Below are 15,631 nucleotides of genomic sequence, written 5' to 3'. Positions count from 1 at the left end.
GGCCTGGAGCAGCTTTGGGTTGTGTTCGATCCCGCCCGCTGCGGCGACGTCGCCGCTGCGGGCCGCGCTGGACGCCGGGGCCGAGGCCACAGCGACCGACGAGCACGGCTGGACCGCCCTGCACCTGGCCGCCATGGGGGGCGGAGGCGGACCCGGCCCGAGCGGCAGCCGCACTCGCCGCGTTGCTCGACGCCGGAGCGCCCGTGGAGCACCCGGACGATGGAACAGGCCGGCGAACTCGTCGTCCAGGTGTTCGCGCGGCCGGATTCCCCATGGACCGGAACCGGACGGGGGAACAGCCGCCCCTCCGTCGCCCTGACCGGCTGACAGAACGCTGCCGAGCCATCCCCACCCCGATGGCCCTCCCGGCGGGGAGCGGGGATGCTGCTCGTATGCCTGACGCAGAGACGGGAGCCATCCGCGTCGCCTCCCCCACGGGACGCTGGGTCGTACTCACCACCGTCCTCGGCTCCAGCATGGCCATGCTCGACTCCACCGTCATCAACGTCGCCCTGCCTCGCATCGGCAAGAACCTCGGCACCGATCTGGCCGCCCTCCAGTGGACCGTCAACGCCTACATGCTGACCCTCGCCGGGCTGATCCTCCTCGGTGGCGCGCTCGGCGACCGGTACGGGCGGCGGCGGGTCTTCGTCGTCGGAGTCGTCTGGTTCGCCGCCGCGTCCGTGATGTGCGGCATCGCGCCGAACGCGGCCGTCCTGATCGCCGCCCGCGCCCTCCAGGGCATCGGCGGGGCGCTCCTCACACCCGGTTCGCTGGCACTGATCCAGGCGAGCTTCCATCCGGACGACCGAGCCCGCGCGGTCGGGCTGTGGTCGGGGTTCGGCGGGGTGGGCGCCGCCATCGGGCCGTTCGTCGGCGGCTGGCTCGTCGACGGGCCCGGCTGGCGGTGGGTGTTCCTGCTCAACGTGCCGCTCGCCGCGGTCTGTCTGCCGGTGGCGCTGCGCCACGTCCCGGAATCGCGTGACCCCCACGCGCACGGGCGCTTCGACGTGCTGGGCGCCGTGCTCGGCGCCCTCGCCCTCGCCCTGGTGACCTACGCGCTGATCGAGGCGCCGGGACAGGGGGCGTCCTCGCTGGTGATCGGGGCGGCCGTCGGCGGGATCGTGCTCGGGGTGGTGTTCGTGCAGGTGGAGCGGCGGCGGACGGAGCCGATGCTGCCGCCGTCGGTGTTTGCGTCCCGGCAGTTCACCGTCGTCAACATCATCACCCTCTGTGTGTACGCGGCGCTCGGCGGCTACTTCTTCCTCTCCGCGATCCAGCTCCAGGTCGTGGCCGGGTACTCGGCCCTCGGCGCCGGCACGGCCCTGCTGCCCACGACCGTGCTGATGCTGCTCTTCTCCGCCTCCGCGGGCGAACTGGGGCAGCGCATCGGGCCGCGCATCCCACTCACCGTCGGCCCACTGGTCGCCGCCACCGGGATGCTGCTGATGCTGCGGGTCGGGCCGGGGTCGAACTCCGTCTCCGCCTACTTCACCGATGTGCTCCCCGCGGTCGGTGTGCTCGGCGTCGGACTCGTCACCCTGGTGGCACCGCTCACCGCAACCGTCCTGGCCTCCGTGGACACCGCACGGGCGGGTCTCGCCAGCGGGATCAACAACGCGGCCGCCCGCGCCGCAGGGCTGATCGCGGTGGCCGCGCTGCCGCTGCTCTCCGGGATGGGACCGGAGGCCTACCGGAACGCGGACGAGTTCGCCGCGACGTTCCGGCGGGCCATGCCGATGTGTGCCGGACTGCTCGTGCTGGGCTCGCTGATCGCCTGGGCGACCGTACGTAAGCCTCCTGTCACGGCGGACGAGCAGAAGAGGGTGTGCCCCGAGTGCACGGTGCACTGCGGCATCGTCGCCCCGCCCCTGGAGCCCACGCGCGAGGAGACGGGGAAGCCGGGCGTGAACCGACCCTCCGGACCCTCCGCGGGGCGCCCGGGTACCCGCGGCGCGAACGGACCCTCCGCACGGCGTCCGGATACCCCCGGCGCGAACGGACCCTCCGCGGGGCGCCCGGGTACCCCCGGCGCGAACTGACCCCTCCGCACGGCGCCCGGGTACCCCCGGCGCGCGTGTGCCAGGCACACTTGAACCCATGTCGATCCACGAGAACCTGCTCGGGGGGCCTCCCCCGACCCGTCTGCCCGACGACCCGGAGCCGCGCGAGCTGCTCGCGAACGGCACGGCCCCCACCGACGTCGCCGCGAAGTACCCGACCTCCTCCCTGGCCTGGGCACAGCTCGCCGACGAGGCGTTCGAGGGCGGCCGCGTCATCGAGTCGTACGCCTACGCCCGCACCGGCTACCACCGCGGCCTCGACGCGCTGCGCAGGGCCGGCTGGAAGGGCCACGGCCCCGTACCGTTCGAGCACGAGCCGAACCGCGGCTTCCTGCGCGCCCTGCACGCCCTGGCGCGGGCCGCCCGGGCGATCGGCGAGCAGGAGGAGTACGAGCGCTGCTCGACGTTCCTGCGCGACTCCTCGCCGACCGCCGCCGAGACCCTCGGCTAGGGCGTGCCCCTCGGCCGGACGTACACGTACACCTACACCTTGTGACGTTCCGGACCCCGCAGATGTACCAGTATCTGCGGGGTCTGCGCGCTCCTGCGGGCTCCGTTTAGGATGCGGGCAGGGGACCGGAGCTCCATCACCTCACGGAAGGGGCGGACCGCTACCCGGAAGCTCGTGTCGAGGAGACAGCAATGTCGACGATCCACCCCGACCCCGAAGCCACCGGTGCGCAGACCCCGCACCTCGACTTCGCGGGAACGACTCCGTACGAGGACTACGTCCAGGCGGATGTCCTGACCCATCTCCAGCACCTTCGCTCCGAGGATCCGGGCGAAATGGTCTTCCTGGTCACCACCCAGGTCATGGAACTGTGGTTCACCGTCATCGTCCACGAGTGGGAGACCGCCGCGCACGCCCTGCGTGAGGACCGGCTGCCCGTCGCACGCGACGCGCTCAAGCGGTCTCTGCGGGAACTGGAGGCGCTCAACGCCTCCTGGACGCCGCTCGCCCAGCTCACCCCCGCCCAGTTCAACTCCTACCGCTCCGCCCTCGGCGAAGGCTCCGGCTTCCAGTCGGCGATGTACCGGCGGATGGAGTTCCTGCTCGGCGACAAGTCCGCGTCCATGCTCGTGCCGCACCGGGGTGCGCCCCGCGTCCACGCCGAGCTGGAGAAGGCGCTCGGCGAACCGAGTCTGTACGACGAGACGCTCGCCCTGCTCGCCCGGCGCGGCCATGCCGTACCGCAGGCCGTGCTCGGCCGGGACCTGACGCAGAAGTACGAGCCGTCCCCCGAGGTCGAGGCCATCTGGGCGGAGATCTACGCCAACCCCGACCAGCACGACGAGCTGGTCCGGCTCGGCGAGGTGCTCACCGACGTCGGTGAACTGGTGTGGCGCTGGCGCAACGACCATCTCCTCGCCACCCGGCGCGCGATGGGCTCGAAGACCGGGACCGGCGGTTCTGCCGGCGTCGCGTGGCTGGAGAAACGGGCCACGAAGAACGTCTTCCCCGAGCTGTGGACGGCGCGCAGCCATGTCTGAGACCTTCGCCGCGCGGGCCGCGGCACTCGACGCCGCCGACCTCCTCGCCGATCTGCGCAAGCTGTTCACCCTCGACGACACCGTCTACCTCGACGGCAACTCGCTCGGTGCGCTGCCCGCTCACGTACCCGCCCGGGTGCAGGAGGTCCTCACCCGTGAGTGGGGCGAGCTGCGCATCCGGTCCTGGGACGAGAGCGGCTGGTGGACCGCGCCCGAGCGGATCGGCGACCGGATCGCCCCGCTCGTCGGGGCCGCCGCCGGGCAGATCGTCGTCGGCGACTCGACCAGCGTGAACGTCTTCAAGGCCGTCGTCGCCGCGAGCCGGCTCGCGGCGGAGGGCCGCGACGAGATCCTCGTCGACGCGACGACATTTCCCACGGACGGATACATCGCCGCATCCGCGGCCCGGATGACCGGCCACCGGCTCGTCCCGGTCGCCCCGGCCGAGGTGCCGGACGCCCTCGGCCCCCGTACCGCGGCCGTCCTGCTCAACCATGTCGACTACCGCACCGGCAGGCTCCACGACCTGCCCGGACTCACCGCGGCCGTGCACGCGGCGGGCGGCCTCGCCGTCTGGGACCTGTGCCACAGCGCGGGCGCCCTGCCCGTCGGCCTCGACGCGCACGGCGTGGACCTCGCGGTCGGCTGCACGTACAAGTACCTGAACGGCGGCCCCGGTTCGCCCGCCTACCTGTACGTCGCCGAGCGCCACCAGGCAGCCTTCGACTCGCCTCTGCCCGGGTGGACGTCGCACGCCGACCCGTTCGGCATGACGCCCGGGTACGCCCCGGCGGACGGTGCGGTACGGGGCCGGGTCGGCACTCCCGACATCCTCTCCATGCTGGCGCTCGAAGCGTCGCTGGACGTGTGGAACGGGGTGTCGATCGAGGCGGTACGGGCCAAGTCCCTGGCGCTGACGGACTTCTTCCTGGAGTGCGTCGCCGCGTATGTGCCCGAGGGCCGGGTCACCTCCGTCACCCCGGCCACGCACGCGGAGCGCGGCAGTCAGGTCGCGCTGCGGTGCGACGATGCGGAACCGGTGATGAGCGCGCTCATCGCGCGGGGCGTCGTCGGGGATCTGCGGCGGCCGGACGTGCTGCGGTTCGGGTTCACGCCGCTGTACGTGGGGTTCGCGGACGTCGAGCGGGCGGCGCGAGTACTGGGTGAGGTGCTGGGGGGCTGAGAGCTGTCCCGTAATCACTGTGGGAGCTGGGATCCAGGGGCCCCTGCCGTGATCCGTCTGCGGGGACGGGGACCTTCCGTACTGGTACCGTCCCCGCAGGTCAGGCCAGTTGGGCTCGTGGGCTCAGATACAGGACGGGTTGGAGCAGCATGTCGGATTCTGCCGCGCGTGATCGTGACGCAGCCGAGACCGCGTCGGCACTCTCGCATCCACCCGTCGCCCCCGATGCATCCGCCGCTTACGGCAACCACCCCGACCAGCTGATCGACTTCTACGCCCCGCGCGACGGCCGGACCGGTGCGCCGGTCGTGGTCGTCGTGCACGGCGGAGCGTGGCGGGCGCCGTACGACCGGCAGCATATGTCGCCGTTCGCGGACTTCCTGGCCCGGCGCGGTTTCGCGGTCGCCAGTGTCGAGTACCGGCGCGGCAGCGAGATCCCACAGCAGCGGGGTTCCGGTCCGGTCGCGGGCCGTTGGCCGGAGACCTTCGACGATGTCGCCGCGGCGATGGACGCGCTGCCTGCTCTGCTGGCCCGGGAACTCCCGCAGGCCGACGCCCGGCGGATCGTCGTCACCGGGCACTCCGCCGGCGGGCAGCTCGCCCTGTGGGCCGCCGCCCGGCACGTACTGCCCGAGGGCTCGCCGTGGCGGCTGCCCGCGCCGCCGCCGTTGCGGGGCGTCGTCGCCCTCGCCCCGATCGCGGACTTCACCACGGCCGTCGAGCTGAATGTGTGCTCGGGTGCGGTCGGTCAATTCCTCGGCCGCGAGGAGGACTTCGAGGCACGGGCCCCGCATGCCGACCCGGCCGTGCTGCTGCCCACCGGGATCGCGACCACCGTGGTGCAGGGCACCACCGACGTCGATGTGCCGCAGGCCGTCTCGGAGGCGTTCGTCGACGCGGCGGCGAAGGCGGGGGAGACGGTGGGCCTGACCCTGCTGCCCGACGTCGGCCACTACCCGCTGATCGACCCGGCCAGCGACGCGTGCGCGGTGGTGGCGGAGGAGCTCGCCCAGCTCGCCTGGTGAGCGGGCGGGTCCGGCGCCGGTGCGGTCCCGTAGTACTTGCGACGGACGGCGCAGGATCCGTATCGCTGCGGACGACCCGGGCCAATTCGGCCCCTACCTTGGAAACGTGACCGAGACCAAGAGCAGAAGCCCCGAGTTCCGACTGGCCGCAGGGGCGTTGGGCGGCCTGTGGCGGGACCTTTTCCGCAACGCCTTCGCCTACCGTCCGCTGGAGCGGATGCGGACCGACGGGCCGCTGTTGCGACAGCTGCCGGAGCGGATGCGTGAGTCTGCCGCCTGGACACCCCACGCGCTGGTCGGGGCCGCCGCACTGTTCACGGCCTTCATAGGCCTCGCCTCGGCGGGCTCCTTCGCTCTGCGTGTCGCGGCCGACTTCATCCTGATCGTGCTGCTCCCTGTGATCTCCGTACTGATGACCCTGGTCAGGCCGGTCGGCGCGTTCTGGATGTCGCTGGCGATCACCCCGTTCGCGGCGGTCGCCAGCGGTGGCATCTGGCCCTGGACGCCGAGCACCTTTCTCTCGCATCTGACGGTGCTGGTCGTGGTCGCGGCCCGGACCCGGCCTCGTACCGCCGCCTGGATGTGGGGCTTCACCTTGGCGTTCGGCACCGTGCTGGAGAGCTTCGGCGGCTGGCGCCCCACCTCGACCACCTCCGTCTTTGCCATGGCCTCCGCGTTCGCGCTGCTGGTGGTGGCCGTGGTGCAGATTCGTCGCGACGCGGAGCGCGAGGTGACCGTGCAGCGCACGGTGACGGCCGTCGAACGCGACCGGCGCACACTGCTCGAGGAGCGCACCACCATCGCCCGTGAGCTGCACGATGTGGTCGCCCACCACATGTCGGTCGTCGCGATCCAGGCCGAGGCCGCCCCGTACCGGGTGGAGAATCCGCCGCCCGAGCTGGAGCAGGCCTTCGTCACGATCCGGGAGAACGCGGTTGCCGCTCTCACCGAACTGCGCCGGGTCCTCGGCGTCGTACGGGCCGAGGGCTACCAGGCGCCGGATGCCCCGCAGCCGAACCTCGCCCGGCTCGACGGGCTCCTCGCCAATGTGCGCGAGGCGGGCCTGGAGACGGAGAAGACGGTCACCGGCGCGGTACGTGAACTGCCGCAGGGCGTCGAGCTGTCGGCGTACCGGATCATTCAGGAGGCTCTCAGCAACACGCTGCGGCACGCACCGGGCGCCGCCGCCAAGGTCGAGATCGGCTATGTGCTGGGCGGACTCGGTCTGCGTATCGTCAACGGGCCGCCGACCGGTCCGGTGAAGCCTTCGCCGGGGGCCGGGCACGGGATCACGGGGATGCGGGAGCGGGTCGCGATGCTGAACGGCGACATGACGGCCGGGGCGACGGAGGAGGGCGGCTACGAGATCGCCGCGTTCATCCCCGTACCACCCACCTGCGGGACATCCGAGACATCCGAGACATCCGAGGTGCCCGAGGCGCTGGTGGAACGGGTGAAGCAGGCATGACCATCCCCGCCACCCCCGCCGGTCCCACCACCCCGCTCATCCGGGTGCTGATCGTCGACGACCAGATGATGGTCCGCGAGGGCTTCTCGGTGCTGCTCAACGCCATGCCGGGGATCGAGGTCGTCGGCGAGGCCGTCGACGGCCGGGAAGCCATCACGCAGGTCGCGGCGCTGCGCCCCGATGTGGTGCTGATGGACATCCGGATGCCGGAACTCAACGGCATCGAGGCCACCCGCGAGATCGTCGCCGCCGACGCGGACGCCAAGGTGCTGGTGCTGACTACCTTCGACCTCGACGAGTACGTGTACCAGGCGCTGCGCGCCGGGGCGTCCGGCTTCCTTCTCAAGGACGCCTCCGCCCGCCAACTTGCCGACGGGGTACGGGTGGTGGCATCCGGCGAGGCGCTGCTCGCCCCGACCGTCACCAAGCGGCTGATCAATGAGTTCTCGAAGCTCGCCGAAACCCCGCGGCCGCCCGCCCTCGCCCGGATCGGCGACCTCACCGAGCGCGAGACGGAGGTGCTCGTCCTCATCGCGCAGGGCTTGTCCAACGCGGAGATCGCCTCGCATCTGGTGGTCGCCGAGTCCACCATCAAGACGCATGTGAGCCGCATCCTGGTGAAGCTGGGGCTGCGTGACCGCACGCAGGCGGCCGTCTTCGCGTACGAGGCCCGCCTGGTCACGCCTTCCTGAGGGGCCGGGGCCGGGTGGCCGGCTGCCGACGGGTCCGGTTAGCGTCCGTCTATGCACCCGTCTACCCGTTCCGCGGCCGATGCCCCCTTCGACCCCTGGTCCCCGGCGTTCGTCGCCGATCCGTACCCCGCCTACGCCACGCTGCGTGCCGCCGGCCGGGTGCACTACTTCGAGCCGACCGACCAGTGGCTCGTCCCGCACCATGCCGATGTATCCGCACTGCTGCGTGACCGCCGCCTGGGCCGTACGTATCTGCACCGCTTCACCCACGAAGAGTTCGGCCGTACGCCGCCACCCGCCGAGCACGAGCCCTTCCACACGCTCAACGGGCAGGGGCTCCTCGACCTGGAGGCCCCCGACCACACCCGGATCCGGCGCCTGGTCTCCAAGGCGTTCACCCCGCGTACGGTCGAGCAACTCGTCCCGACCGTGCGACGGCTGGCCGCCGAGCTGGTCGACTCGTTCGTCGAGGCGGGCGGCGGCGATCTGCTCACGGCCGTCGCCGAGCCGCTGCCCGTGGCCGTCATCGCCGAGATGCTCGGCATTCCGGAGTCCGACCGTGCTCCGCTGCGGCCCTGGTCGGCGGCGATTTGCGGCATGTTCGAACTCAATCCGTCCGACGACACCGCCCGCGCCGCCGTCCGCGCCTCGCTCGACTTCTCCGCGTATCTGCGCGAGCTGATCAAGGAGCGGCGCAAGAACCCCGGTTCGGATCTGATCTCCGCACTCATCGCCGCCCACGACGAGGGGGAGCGGCTGAGCGAACAGGAGATGATCTCCACCTGCGTGCTGCTGCTCAACGCGGGCCACGAGGCGACCGTCAACACCACGGTGAACGGCTGGTGGACCCTGCTGCGCCACCCCGGGCAACTGGCCGCCCTGCGCGCCGACCACGGGCTGCTCCCGACGGCGATCGAGGAGCTGATGCGGTACGACACCCCGCTGCAGATGTTCGAGCGCTGGGTCCTCGACGACATCGAGATCGACGGCACGGTCATTCCGCGCGGCTCCGAGGTCGCCCTCCTCTTCGGCTCCGCCAACCGCGACCCGGCCCGCTTCCCGGCCCCCGACACCCTGGACCTGGCCCGCCGGGAGAACCCGCACGTCACCTTCGGCGCAGGCATCCACTTCTGCCTGGGCGCCCCGCTGGCCCGGGTCGAACTTGCCGCCTCCTTCGGTGAGTTGCTGCGCCGCGCGCCGGACCTGCGGCTAGCGGCGGAGCCGGAGTGGAACCCGGGCTATGTGATCAGGGGGCTGAAGGAACTGCGCGTCGAGCTGTGACGGCGGCGGGCCGGGGCGCTGCGGGGACGCGGGTCGGGCCGGGGCGGTGCGGGGACGCGGGTCGGGGCGGTGGGGGCCTGGGTCGGTGCGGTGGGCGCCGCTCAGGGGCGTTCCTCAGCACCCCGGCCCGCAGGCCAATGGCGGGCCCTCCAGTACGTCGAACGCCACCCCGAAACCGGCGAGCGCCGTGAGGACCACTGCGGCTCCGAGCGCCCGCCGCCACTTTCCCCGGACGAGGGCGAGGAGGGTGATTGCGGCAGCGATGCCGCCGAGAGTCATGACCGGCAGCCCCAGCCAGAGCACGTTCCACTCCGACTCGCCCTCGAAGCCGCCGAAGATCCCGCGTCGGCCGTAGGGGGCCCAGGTCAGCATCCCCGTGGCCCCACCGGCGGCGGCGACAACGCATCCGGCGACTCCCCGGATGGCTTCGCGTCGGTTCTCCATGATCTGGGGGACGCGGGCGCACCACGGGGAGGTTGCACCTCCGAGGGAGCCCCGCCCTCATCCCGAGGCCACCCTCCCCGCCCCCGTCACGTCAGGACATCGCGTCGCCGCAGCGCCACCACCCCGGCCCCCACCAGCACCACCGCAGCCGCGGTGAGCGCCAGCACCGGGCCCCACTCCATCCCCGTGCCACCCGGCAGCTTCGGCAGATGCGTGAACGGTGACACGTCCATCACCGGCTGCGGCATGTTGACGGCCGGCCCGATCCACCCCAGCGCCAGGCATATCCCGGCCACGCCCCAGGACGCCACCGTCGCCTTCGGGAGCGCCCCGTACAGCAGGACCGCCATCCCGCCGAGCAGCCAGATCGCGGGCAGCTGCACCAGCGACGCACCCAGCACGGCCGGGAGTTCGTGTCCGTAACCGGCGGCCAGGCCGAGGCCGCCGACCGCCATGATCAGGGCCGCGCCGCCGAAGGCGATGACCAGATGACCGGCCGCCCACCCGATCCGGCTCACCCCGCCCGCCAGCAACGGTTCGGCGCGTCCGGCGGTCTCCTCGCTGTGCAGCCGCAGCACCGACGCGACGATGTACAGCGCCGTGACCATCCCGAGCATGGAGACCATCGCGGCGAGGAACGCGTCGGTCAGACCGGCCTGTCCGCCCATCCGCTCGAAGATCTCCTTCGTCTTCGCGTTGCCGCCGACGAGGTCCGCCGCCCCGCCGGTCAGCCCGCCGAAGACGACCCCGACCGCGGCGAAGGACAGCGTCCACCCGATCAGCGAACCGCGCTGGAGCCGCAGCGCGAGACCGAACGCCGTCGAGATCCGCCCCTGCGCGGGTCCGGGCCGGGTCGCCAGGAAGCTCATGCCGACATCACGCCGCCCGGCCAGGGTGTATGCGAGGGCGGCCTGGATCGCGACGGCCACCGCGATGACGAGAAGCACCCACCAGCGCTCGTCGGCGTACGCGCGCACATTCTCCGCCCAGCCGATGGGGGAGAGCCAGGTCAGCACGGACGAGCCGTCGTCCGTCGCCGAGTCGCCCGCCGCCTTCAGCACGAACACGGCACCGAGCACCGCCGCCGTGAGCCCCTTCGCGAGCCGTGCGCTCTCGGTGAACTGTGCGGCGATCGCGGCGGTGCAGGCGAAGAGCACACCGATTCCGGCGACCGACAACGCGAGCGCCACCGCTCCGGCGCCGCCCGCGCCGGACCCGGCCATACCGGCCGTGATCATCAGCGCCAGCGCGGCGTTGGCGGTGAGCGCGGCGAGGAGTGCGGCAGTCAGCGGGGCGCGGCGGCCCACCATGGCGGAGGAGAGCATCTCCTGGCGGCCGGTCTCCTCTTCCTCCCGGGTGTGCCGGATGACGACGATCAGGCTCATCACGGCTGCCAGCGCTCCGCCGAAGCCGACCATCCGCCAGCTGACGAGCCCGCCGACGGAGTCGTTGAAGACCGGTCCGTACAGCGCCCGGAGCGAGCTGTTGGCGTTCATCGACGCAGCGAGCTCGGCGCGCCCGGCGGCGGTGTCGTACAGCGAGGCGAAGGACTTCCCGACGGAGGAGAAGGAAGCGCCGAGCACGATCACCCAGATCGGCATCATGATCCGGTCGCGCCGCAGCGCGAGCCTCAGCAGGGTCCAGGTGCCGGCGAGCTGCCCGGCGCCGGTCCCGGTCCGGCGTCCCGCGCCGGCCGGTGCGGTCATGGTCACGGCAGTCATCGCGCCGCCACCCCCACACCCTCGCCGCTGTCGGTCGCGCCCGTCGCGTCCGTCGCGTAGTGACGGAGGAAGAGCTCCTCCAGGGTGGGCGGGGTGCTGGTCAGCGTCCGTACGCCCGATGCGGAGAGCGACTTGAGGACTGCGTCCAGCTTGTCCGTGTCGACCTGGAGCGTGACCCGCAGGCCCTGGATGTCGAGGTCATGGACGCCGGGCAGATGAGTGAGCCCGTTGGGTGCACCGGCCAGCTCGGCGCTGATGTTCGTACGGGTCAGATGGCGCATGTCGGCCAGCGAACCCGTCTCTACCGTCCGCCCCTGACGGATGATGCTGACCCGGTCGCAGAGCGATTCGACCTCGCTGAGGATGTGGCTGGACAGCAGGATCGTCCGCCCACGCGCGCGCTCCTCGGCGACGCAGTCCTGGAAGACCTCTTCCATCAGCGGATCGAGACCGCTCGTCGGCTCGTCCAGGATCAGCAGATCCACGTCGGAGGCGAACGCGGCGACGAGGGCGACCTTCTGCCGGTTGCCCTTGGAGTACGTACGCCCCTTCTTCGTCGGGTCGAGCTCGAACCTTTCGACGAGGTCGGCGCGCCGGGTCCGGTCGAGGCCGCCGCGCAGCCGCCCGTACAGGTCGATCACCTCGCCGCCGGAGAGGTTGCGCCACAGCGTGACGTCACCCGGGACGTACGCCACCCTCCGGTGGAGTTCGACCGCGTCGTTCCACGGGTCGCGGCCGAGCAGCTGGGCGGCGCCGGAGTCGGCCCGCAGCAGGCCCAGCAGCACCCGGATGGTGGTGGACTTCCCGGACCCGTTGGGCCCGAGGAAGCCGTGGACCTCACCGGTCTCGACGCTGAGGTCGAGGCCGTCCAGTGCGTGTGTCCGACCGAACGACTTGTGCAGTCCGGCCACCGTGATTGCCTTCGTCATGTTTTTGAAGATACGCTACGTTCACAAATTTGTGAAGTTAAGGAAGCGTATAAAGTTGGGAGCGCGGTGGGGGCCGGGACATCAGGGGAGACGATCGGACCATGACCAGCGGAACGGGAGAGGGGAACAACGTGCGGGACGAGCGCGGCGGCGAGGAGCGCGACGCGGAGGCTGTGTCGCGGTTCGTGGAGCGGTTCGCGTCCGACATGACCGAGGCGGGGATGCAGCGGATGGCGTCCCGTGTCTTCGCCGCGCTCCTCGCGGACGACGACGGGTCGATGACCTCCGCCGAGCTCGCCATGGCGCTGCAGATCAGCCCGGCGGCCGTGTCCGGCGCGGTCAATTACCTCACCCAGGTCAGCATGGTCGGCCGGGAACGTGAGCCGGGCTCGCGACGGGACCGCTACCGCCTGCACAACGAGCTCTGGTACACCACCTTCGCCAAGCGCGACCGGGTGCTCACCCGCTGGGAGAACACCCTCAAGGACGGCGCCCACACCCTGGGCGAGCACACCCCGGCCGGTGCCCGGCTCGCCGAGACAGCGGCGTTCTTCGAGTTCGTGCAGTCGGAGCTGGGCGGCATGATGGATCGCTGGCGCGAGCACCGCAAGACACTCGACCTCCCGGTGGCCGACGAGCGCGGGGGGCAGCGCGCGGGCGCCTGACGAGCCGCGACACGGCGCCTGTCACATCGCGGTGGTCCGGTCACGCCCGGCCGGCGCCCGTCACACCGGGCGAACCAGCGCCGGAGCGAGGCCCGATACCGCTCCAGCGCGTCCGCCGTCCCCGGCAGATCGAGCGCGACCGCAGCCGCCCGAACCGCCTCCGGCGTGGGTGTCACCGCCCCCGCGTCGGCTTCCGCGTCCGCCCTCGCACCCGTATCCGCCCCATGTCTGTCCGCATCGCCCGATCCGTCCGACATCTCCGGCCGCCTAGCGTCAGCCCTGCGCCGGACGCTACCCCTCGGCCACCGGCAGCATCAGCCCCCAGGCACCCGCCCGCACGGTCCATGTTCTCGTCCGGACCGGGCCGCCGACCTGTATGTCCGCGCGGTAGCGGAAGTCCGCGCCGGAGACCGTGACGGCCTTCGCCTCCGCCGTGACCGGTTCGGACGCCGGAGTGCGGATCACCACCCCCGCGAGGCCCCCGTCGCCGCCCTGCGAGGTCACCGTCACCGACTCGACCGGGCAGTCCAGATCGTTCAGCAGGACGCCGTCCGCCTCGACCCGCAGCCGGTGCGTACGGGGCGGGGCGGGGGGCGTCGGCGGGGTGGGGCGCACCAGGGTGCGGACCAGGGTTCGGCAGGTGTCCCAGACCGCCGTGACCCCCGTATGGGCGGCCACCGCGCCCGGCAGCGCGCTCAAGGCCGGGATATGCAGCGTGCCCAGGACGACGCCGTCGCTGTCGTCGACCAGCAGGTCGAGCCTGCGCACGGCACCGTCCAGCGCGGTGCGCGCCGCCGCCACCGCGCCCAGGGGCACGCCGAGCGAATGGGCGAGTTCCAGCGTGGCCGCGGCGCCGACCGGGATCAGCGAGAGCGTGGTCTCGGCCGGCTCCCGCTCCCGGTGCAGCAGGGCCACCGCCCGCCGCAGCGCCCGGTCGTCGCCGACCACCACCGGCCGCCGACTGCCCCGGCGGGACAAGGCCCGCGCGAACTCCTCCGGCCCGTCGGGCAGGCAGATCTTGGCGTGCGAACCGGCGCTGAGCACGTCCTTCGCGATACGGACGGACTCGCCATCGGTCCGGCGGGCTACCGGGTCGATGACCACCAGCAGCTGGTGCGCACCGTCGCCGGGGGGCTGGGCAGCCGACACCTCGGTCCTTCCTCGGGTAGCATCTTGGTGCAAGAGCCCCTTGCGCTATTGCGCCAGGGGCTTCGTCTATTCCGGGGCACCCGGTTCGACGGTTCAGGCCTTGTCGTACATCGTCGTACGGCATGTACGACGTTTACGTACGCCCCCTGACCTTGGACATGCCCCGCCCGGAAGGGGTGTACGCCTGTGCCCGCACTTGTGCTGCTCGGTGCTCAGTGGGGTGACGAGGGCAAGGGGAAGGCCACCGACCTCCTCGGTGGATCCGTGGACTATGTGGTGCGCTACCAAGGCGGCAACAATGCCGGCCACACGGTGGTCGTTGGTGACCAGAAGTACGCACTTCATCTCCTCCCCTCCGGAATCCTTTCGCCGGGGTGTACCCCGGTCATCGGAAACGGTGTCGTTGTCGACCCGGCCGTCCTGCTCTCCGAGCTGAGTGGGCTGAACGACCGCGGCGTGGATACGTCCAAGCTGCTGATCAGCGGTAATGCCCATTTGATCACCCCGTACAACGTCACGGTCGACAAGGTGACGGAACGGTTCCTCGGGAAGCGCAGGATCGGCACGACGGGCCGGGGTATCGGCCCGACGTACGCCGACAAGATCAACCGTGTGGGCATCCGCGTCCAGGACCTCTACGACGAGTCGATTCTGGAGCAGAAGGTCGAGGCGGCCCTGGAGCAGAAGAACCAGCTCCTCGCCAAGGTCTTCAACCGCCGCGCCATCGAGTCCGGCAAGATCATCGAGGAGATGCTCCAGTACGCGGAGCAGATCAAGCCGTACGTCGCCGACACGACGCTGGTCCTGAACAACGCCATCGACGCGGGCAAGGTCGTCCTCTTCGAGGGCGGTCAGGGCACGCTGCTCGACGTCGACCACGGCACGTACCCCTTCGTCACCTCGTCGAACCCGACCGCGGGCGGCGCCTGCACCGGTGCCGGCGTGGGCCCGACGAAGATCAGCCGGGTCATCGGCATCCTCAAGGCCTACACCACCCGTGTCGGCGCCGGGCCGTTCCCGACGGAGCTGTTCGACGAGGACGGCGAGGCGCTGCGCCGGATCGGTGGCGAGCGCGGTGTCACCACCGGCCGCGACCGTCGCTGTGGCTGGTTCGACGCGGTGATCGCGCGGTACGCGACCCGGGTCAACGGCCTCACCGACTTCTTCCTCACCAAGCTGGACGTGCTGACCGGCTGGGAGCAGATCCCGGTGTGCGTCGCGTACGAGATCGACGGCAAGCGCGTCGAGGAGCTCCCGTACAGCCAGACCGACTTCCACCACGCGAAGCCGGTCTACGAGATGCTGCCGGGCTGGTCCGAGGACATCACGAAGGCCAAGACCTTCGCCGACCTGCCGAAGAACGCGCAGGCGTACGTGAAGGCGCTGGAGGACATGTCCGGCGCCCCGATCTCCGCGATCGGTGTCGGCCCCGGCCGCACCGAGACCATTGAGATCAACTCCTTCCTGTAGGAGTTTCTGCAGGAGCGGCGAACGCGCCAAGAGGGCCGGGACGACGAGTC

14 protein-coding genes are annotated in these 15,631 nt (G+C 71.5%); 10 read left to right on the top strand and 4 right to left on the bottom strand.

Features of this window, described 5'->3' with window-relative positions; translation table 11 throughout:
* The first annotated feature begins 392 nt into the window (after positions 1–392).
* The 8 genes from ABTZ94_RS29570 to ABTZ94_RS29535 all read left to right on the top strand — a co-directional run bounded on the left by ABTZ94_RS29570 (position 393) and on the right by ABTZ94_RS29535 (position 9,203).
* Positions 393–2,042, top strand: a complete 1,650-nt coding sequence (locus tag ABTZ94_RS29570; protein ID WP_351205197.1) for an MFS transporter — start codon at positions 393–395, stop codon at positions 2,040–2,042.
* Positions 2,043–2,100: 58 nt separating this feature from the next.
* Entirely contained in the window at positions 2,101–2,514 is a 414-nt protein-coding gene (locus ABTZ94_RS29565) for a DUF3151 domain-containing protein (RefSeq protein ID WP_351205195.1), read from the top strand.
* A 191-nt stretch (positions 2,515–2,705) separates the two neighbouring features.
* The gene (locus ABTZ94_RS29560) at positions 2,706–3,554 is read left to right on the top strand and encodes a tryptophan 2,3-dioxygenase family protein (RefSeq protein ID WP_351205193.1); all 849 of its coding nucleotides are present in this window, start codon (positions 2,706–2,708) and stop codon (positions 3,552–3,554) included.
* Positions 3,547–4,737 carry a kynureninase gene (gene kynU / locus ABTZ94_RS29555; RefSeq protein ID WP_351205191.1) on the top strand — a complete coding sequence of 397 codons (1,191 nt, stop codon included), beginning with the start codon at positions 3,547–3,549 and terminating at the stop codon, positions 4,735–4,737. The genes ABTZ94_RS29560 and kynU overlap by 8 nt, the downstream gene beginning before the upstream one ends.
* 149 nt (positions 4,738–4,886) lie before the next feature.
* Complete coding sequence (locus ABTZ94_RS29550) at positions 4,887–5,762, top strand: alpha/beta hydrolase family protein (protein WP_351205189.1); 876 nt, start codon at positions 4,887–4,889, stop codon at positions 5,760–5,762.
* A gap of 106 nt (positions 5,763–5,868) precedes the next feature.
* Positions 5,869–7,230, top strand: coding sequence for a sensor histidine kinase (locus tag ABTZ94_RS29545; RefSeq protein WP_351205187.1), 1,362 nt, complete (start codon positions 5,869–5,871; stop codon positions 7,228–7,230).
* Entirely contained in the window at positions 7,227–7,922 is a 696-nt protein-coding gene (locus tag ABTZ94_RS29540; protein WP_351205185.1) for a response regulator, read from the top strand. The genes ABTZ94_RS29545 and ABTZ94_RS29540 overlap by 4 nt, the downstream gene beginning before the upstream one ends.
* A gap of 51 nt (positions 7,923–7,973) precedes the next feature.
* The gene (locus tag ABTZ94_RS29535; RefSeq protein WP_351205183.1) at positions 7,974–9,203 is read left to right on the top strand and encodes a cytochrome P450; all 1,230 of its coding nucleotides are present in this window, start codon (positions 7,974–7,976) and stop codon (positions 9,201–9,203) included.
* A gap of 114 nt (positions 9,204–9,317) precedes the next feature.
* On the opposite strand, the gene ABTZ94_RS29530 is transcribed toward ABTZ94_RS29535, so the two are convergent.
* From ABTZ94_RS29530 to ABTZ94_RS29520, 3 genes are all read right to left on the bottom strand, one after another.
* On the bottom strand, positions 9,318–9,647 hold the full coding sequence (locus ABTZ94_RS29530; protein WP_351205181.1) for a hypothetical protein: 330 nt from the start codon (positions 9,645–9,647) through the stop codon (positions 9,318–9,320).
* Between the two features lie 86 nt (positions 9,648–9,733).
* Positions 9,734–11,368, bottom strand: coding sequence for an ABC transporter permease (locus ABTZ94_RS29525; protein ID WP_351205179.1), 1,635 nt, complete (start codon positions 11,366–11,368; stop codon positions 9,734–9,736).
* Positions 11,365–12,297: an ABC transporter ATP-binding protein gene (locus ABTZ94_RS29520; protein ID WP_351205177.1), complete on the bottom strand. Its 933-nt coding sequence runs from the start codon at positions 12,295–12,297 to the stop codon at positions 11,365–11,367. The genes ABTZ94_RS29525 and ABTZ94_RS29520 overlap by 4 nt, the downstream gene beginning before the upstream one ends.
* A gap of 101 nt (positions 12,298–12,398) precedes the next feature.
* On the opposite strand from ABTZ94_RS29520, the gene ABTZ94_RS29515 reads away from it, so the two are divergent.
* A complete protein-coding gene (locus tag ABTZ94_RS29515; protein WP_351205175.1) occupies positions 12,399–12,962 on the top strand; it encodes a GbsR/MarR family transcriptional regulator in 564 nt (187 codons plus the stop codon).
* 291 nt (positions 12,963–13,253) lie between these two features.
* On the opposite strand, the gene ABTZ94_RS29510 is transcribed toward ABTZ94_RS29515, so the two are convergent.
* Positions 13,254–14,111: a diacylglycerol kinase family protein gene (locus ABTZ94_RS29510; RefSeq protein WP_351205173.1), complete on the bottom strand. Its 858-nt coding sequence runs from the start codon at positions 14,109–14,111 to the stop codon at positions 13,254–13,256.
* 186 nt (positions 14,112–14,297) lie between these two features.
* On the opposite strand from ABTZ94_RS29510, the gene ABTZ94_RS29505 reads away from it, so the two are divergent.
* Positions 14,298–15,581, top strand: a complete 1,284-nt coding sequence (locus ABTZ94_RS29505) for an adenylosuccinate synthase (RefSeq protein ID WP_351205171.1) — start codon at positions 14,298–14,300, stop codon at positions 15,579–15,581.
* Positions 15,582–15,631: the final 50 nt, after the last annotated feature.

The sequence above is a fragment of the Streptomyces sp. NPDC002785 genome, assembly GCF_040295565.1.
Classification (GTDB): Bacteria; Actinomycetota; Actinomycetes; order Streptomycetales; family Streptomycetaceae; genus Streptomyces.
This window is presented reverse-complemented; position numbering and strand designations above follow the sequence as displayed.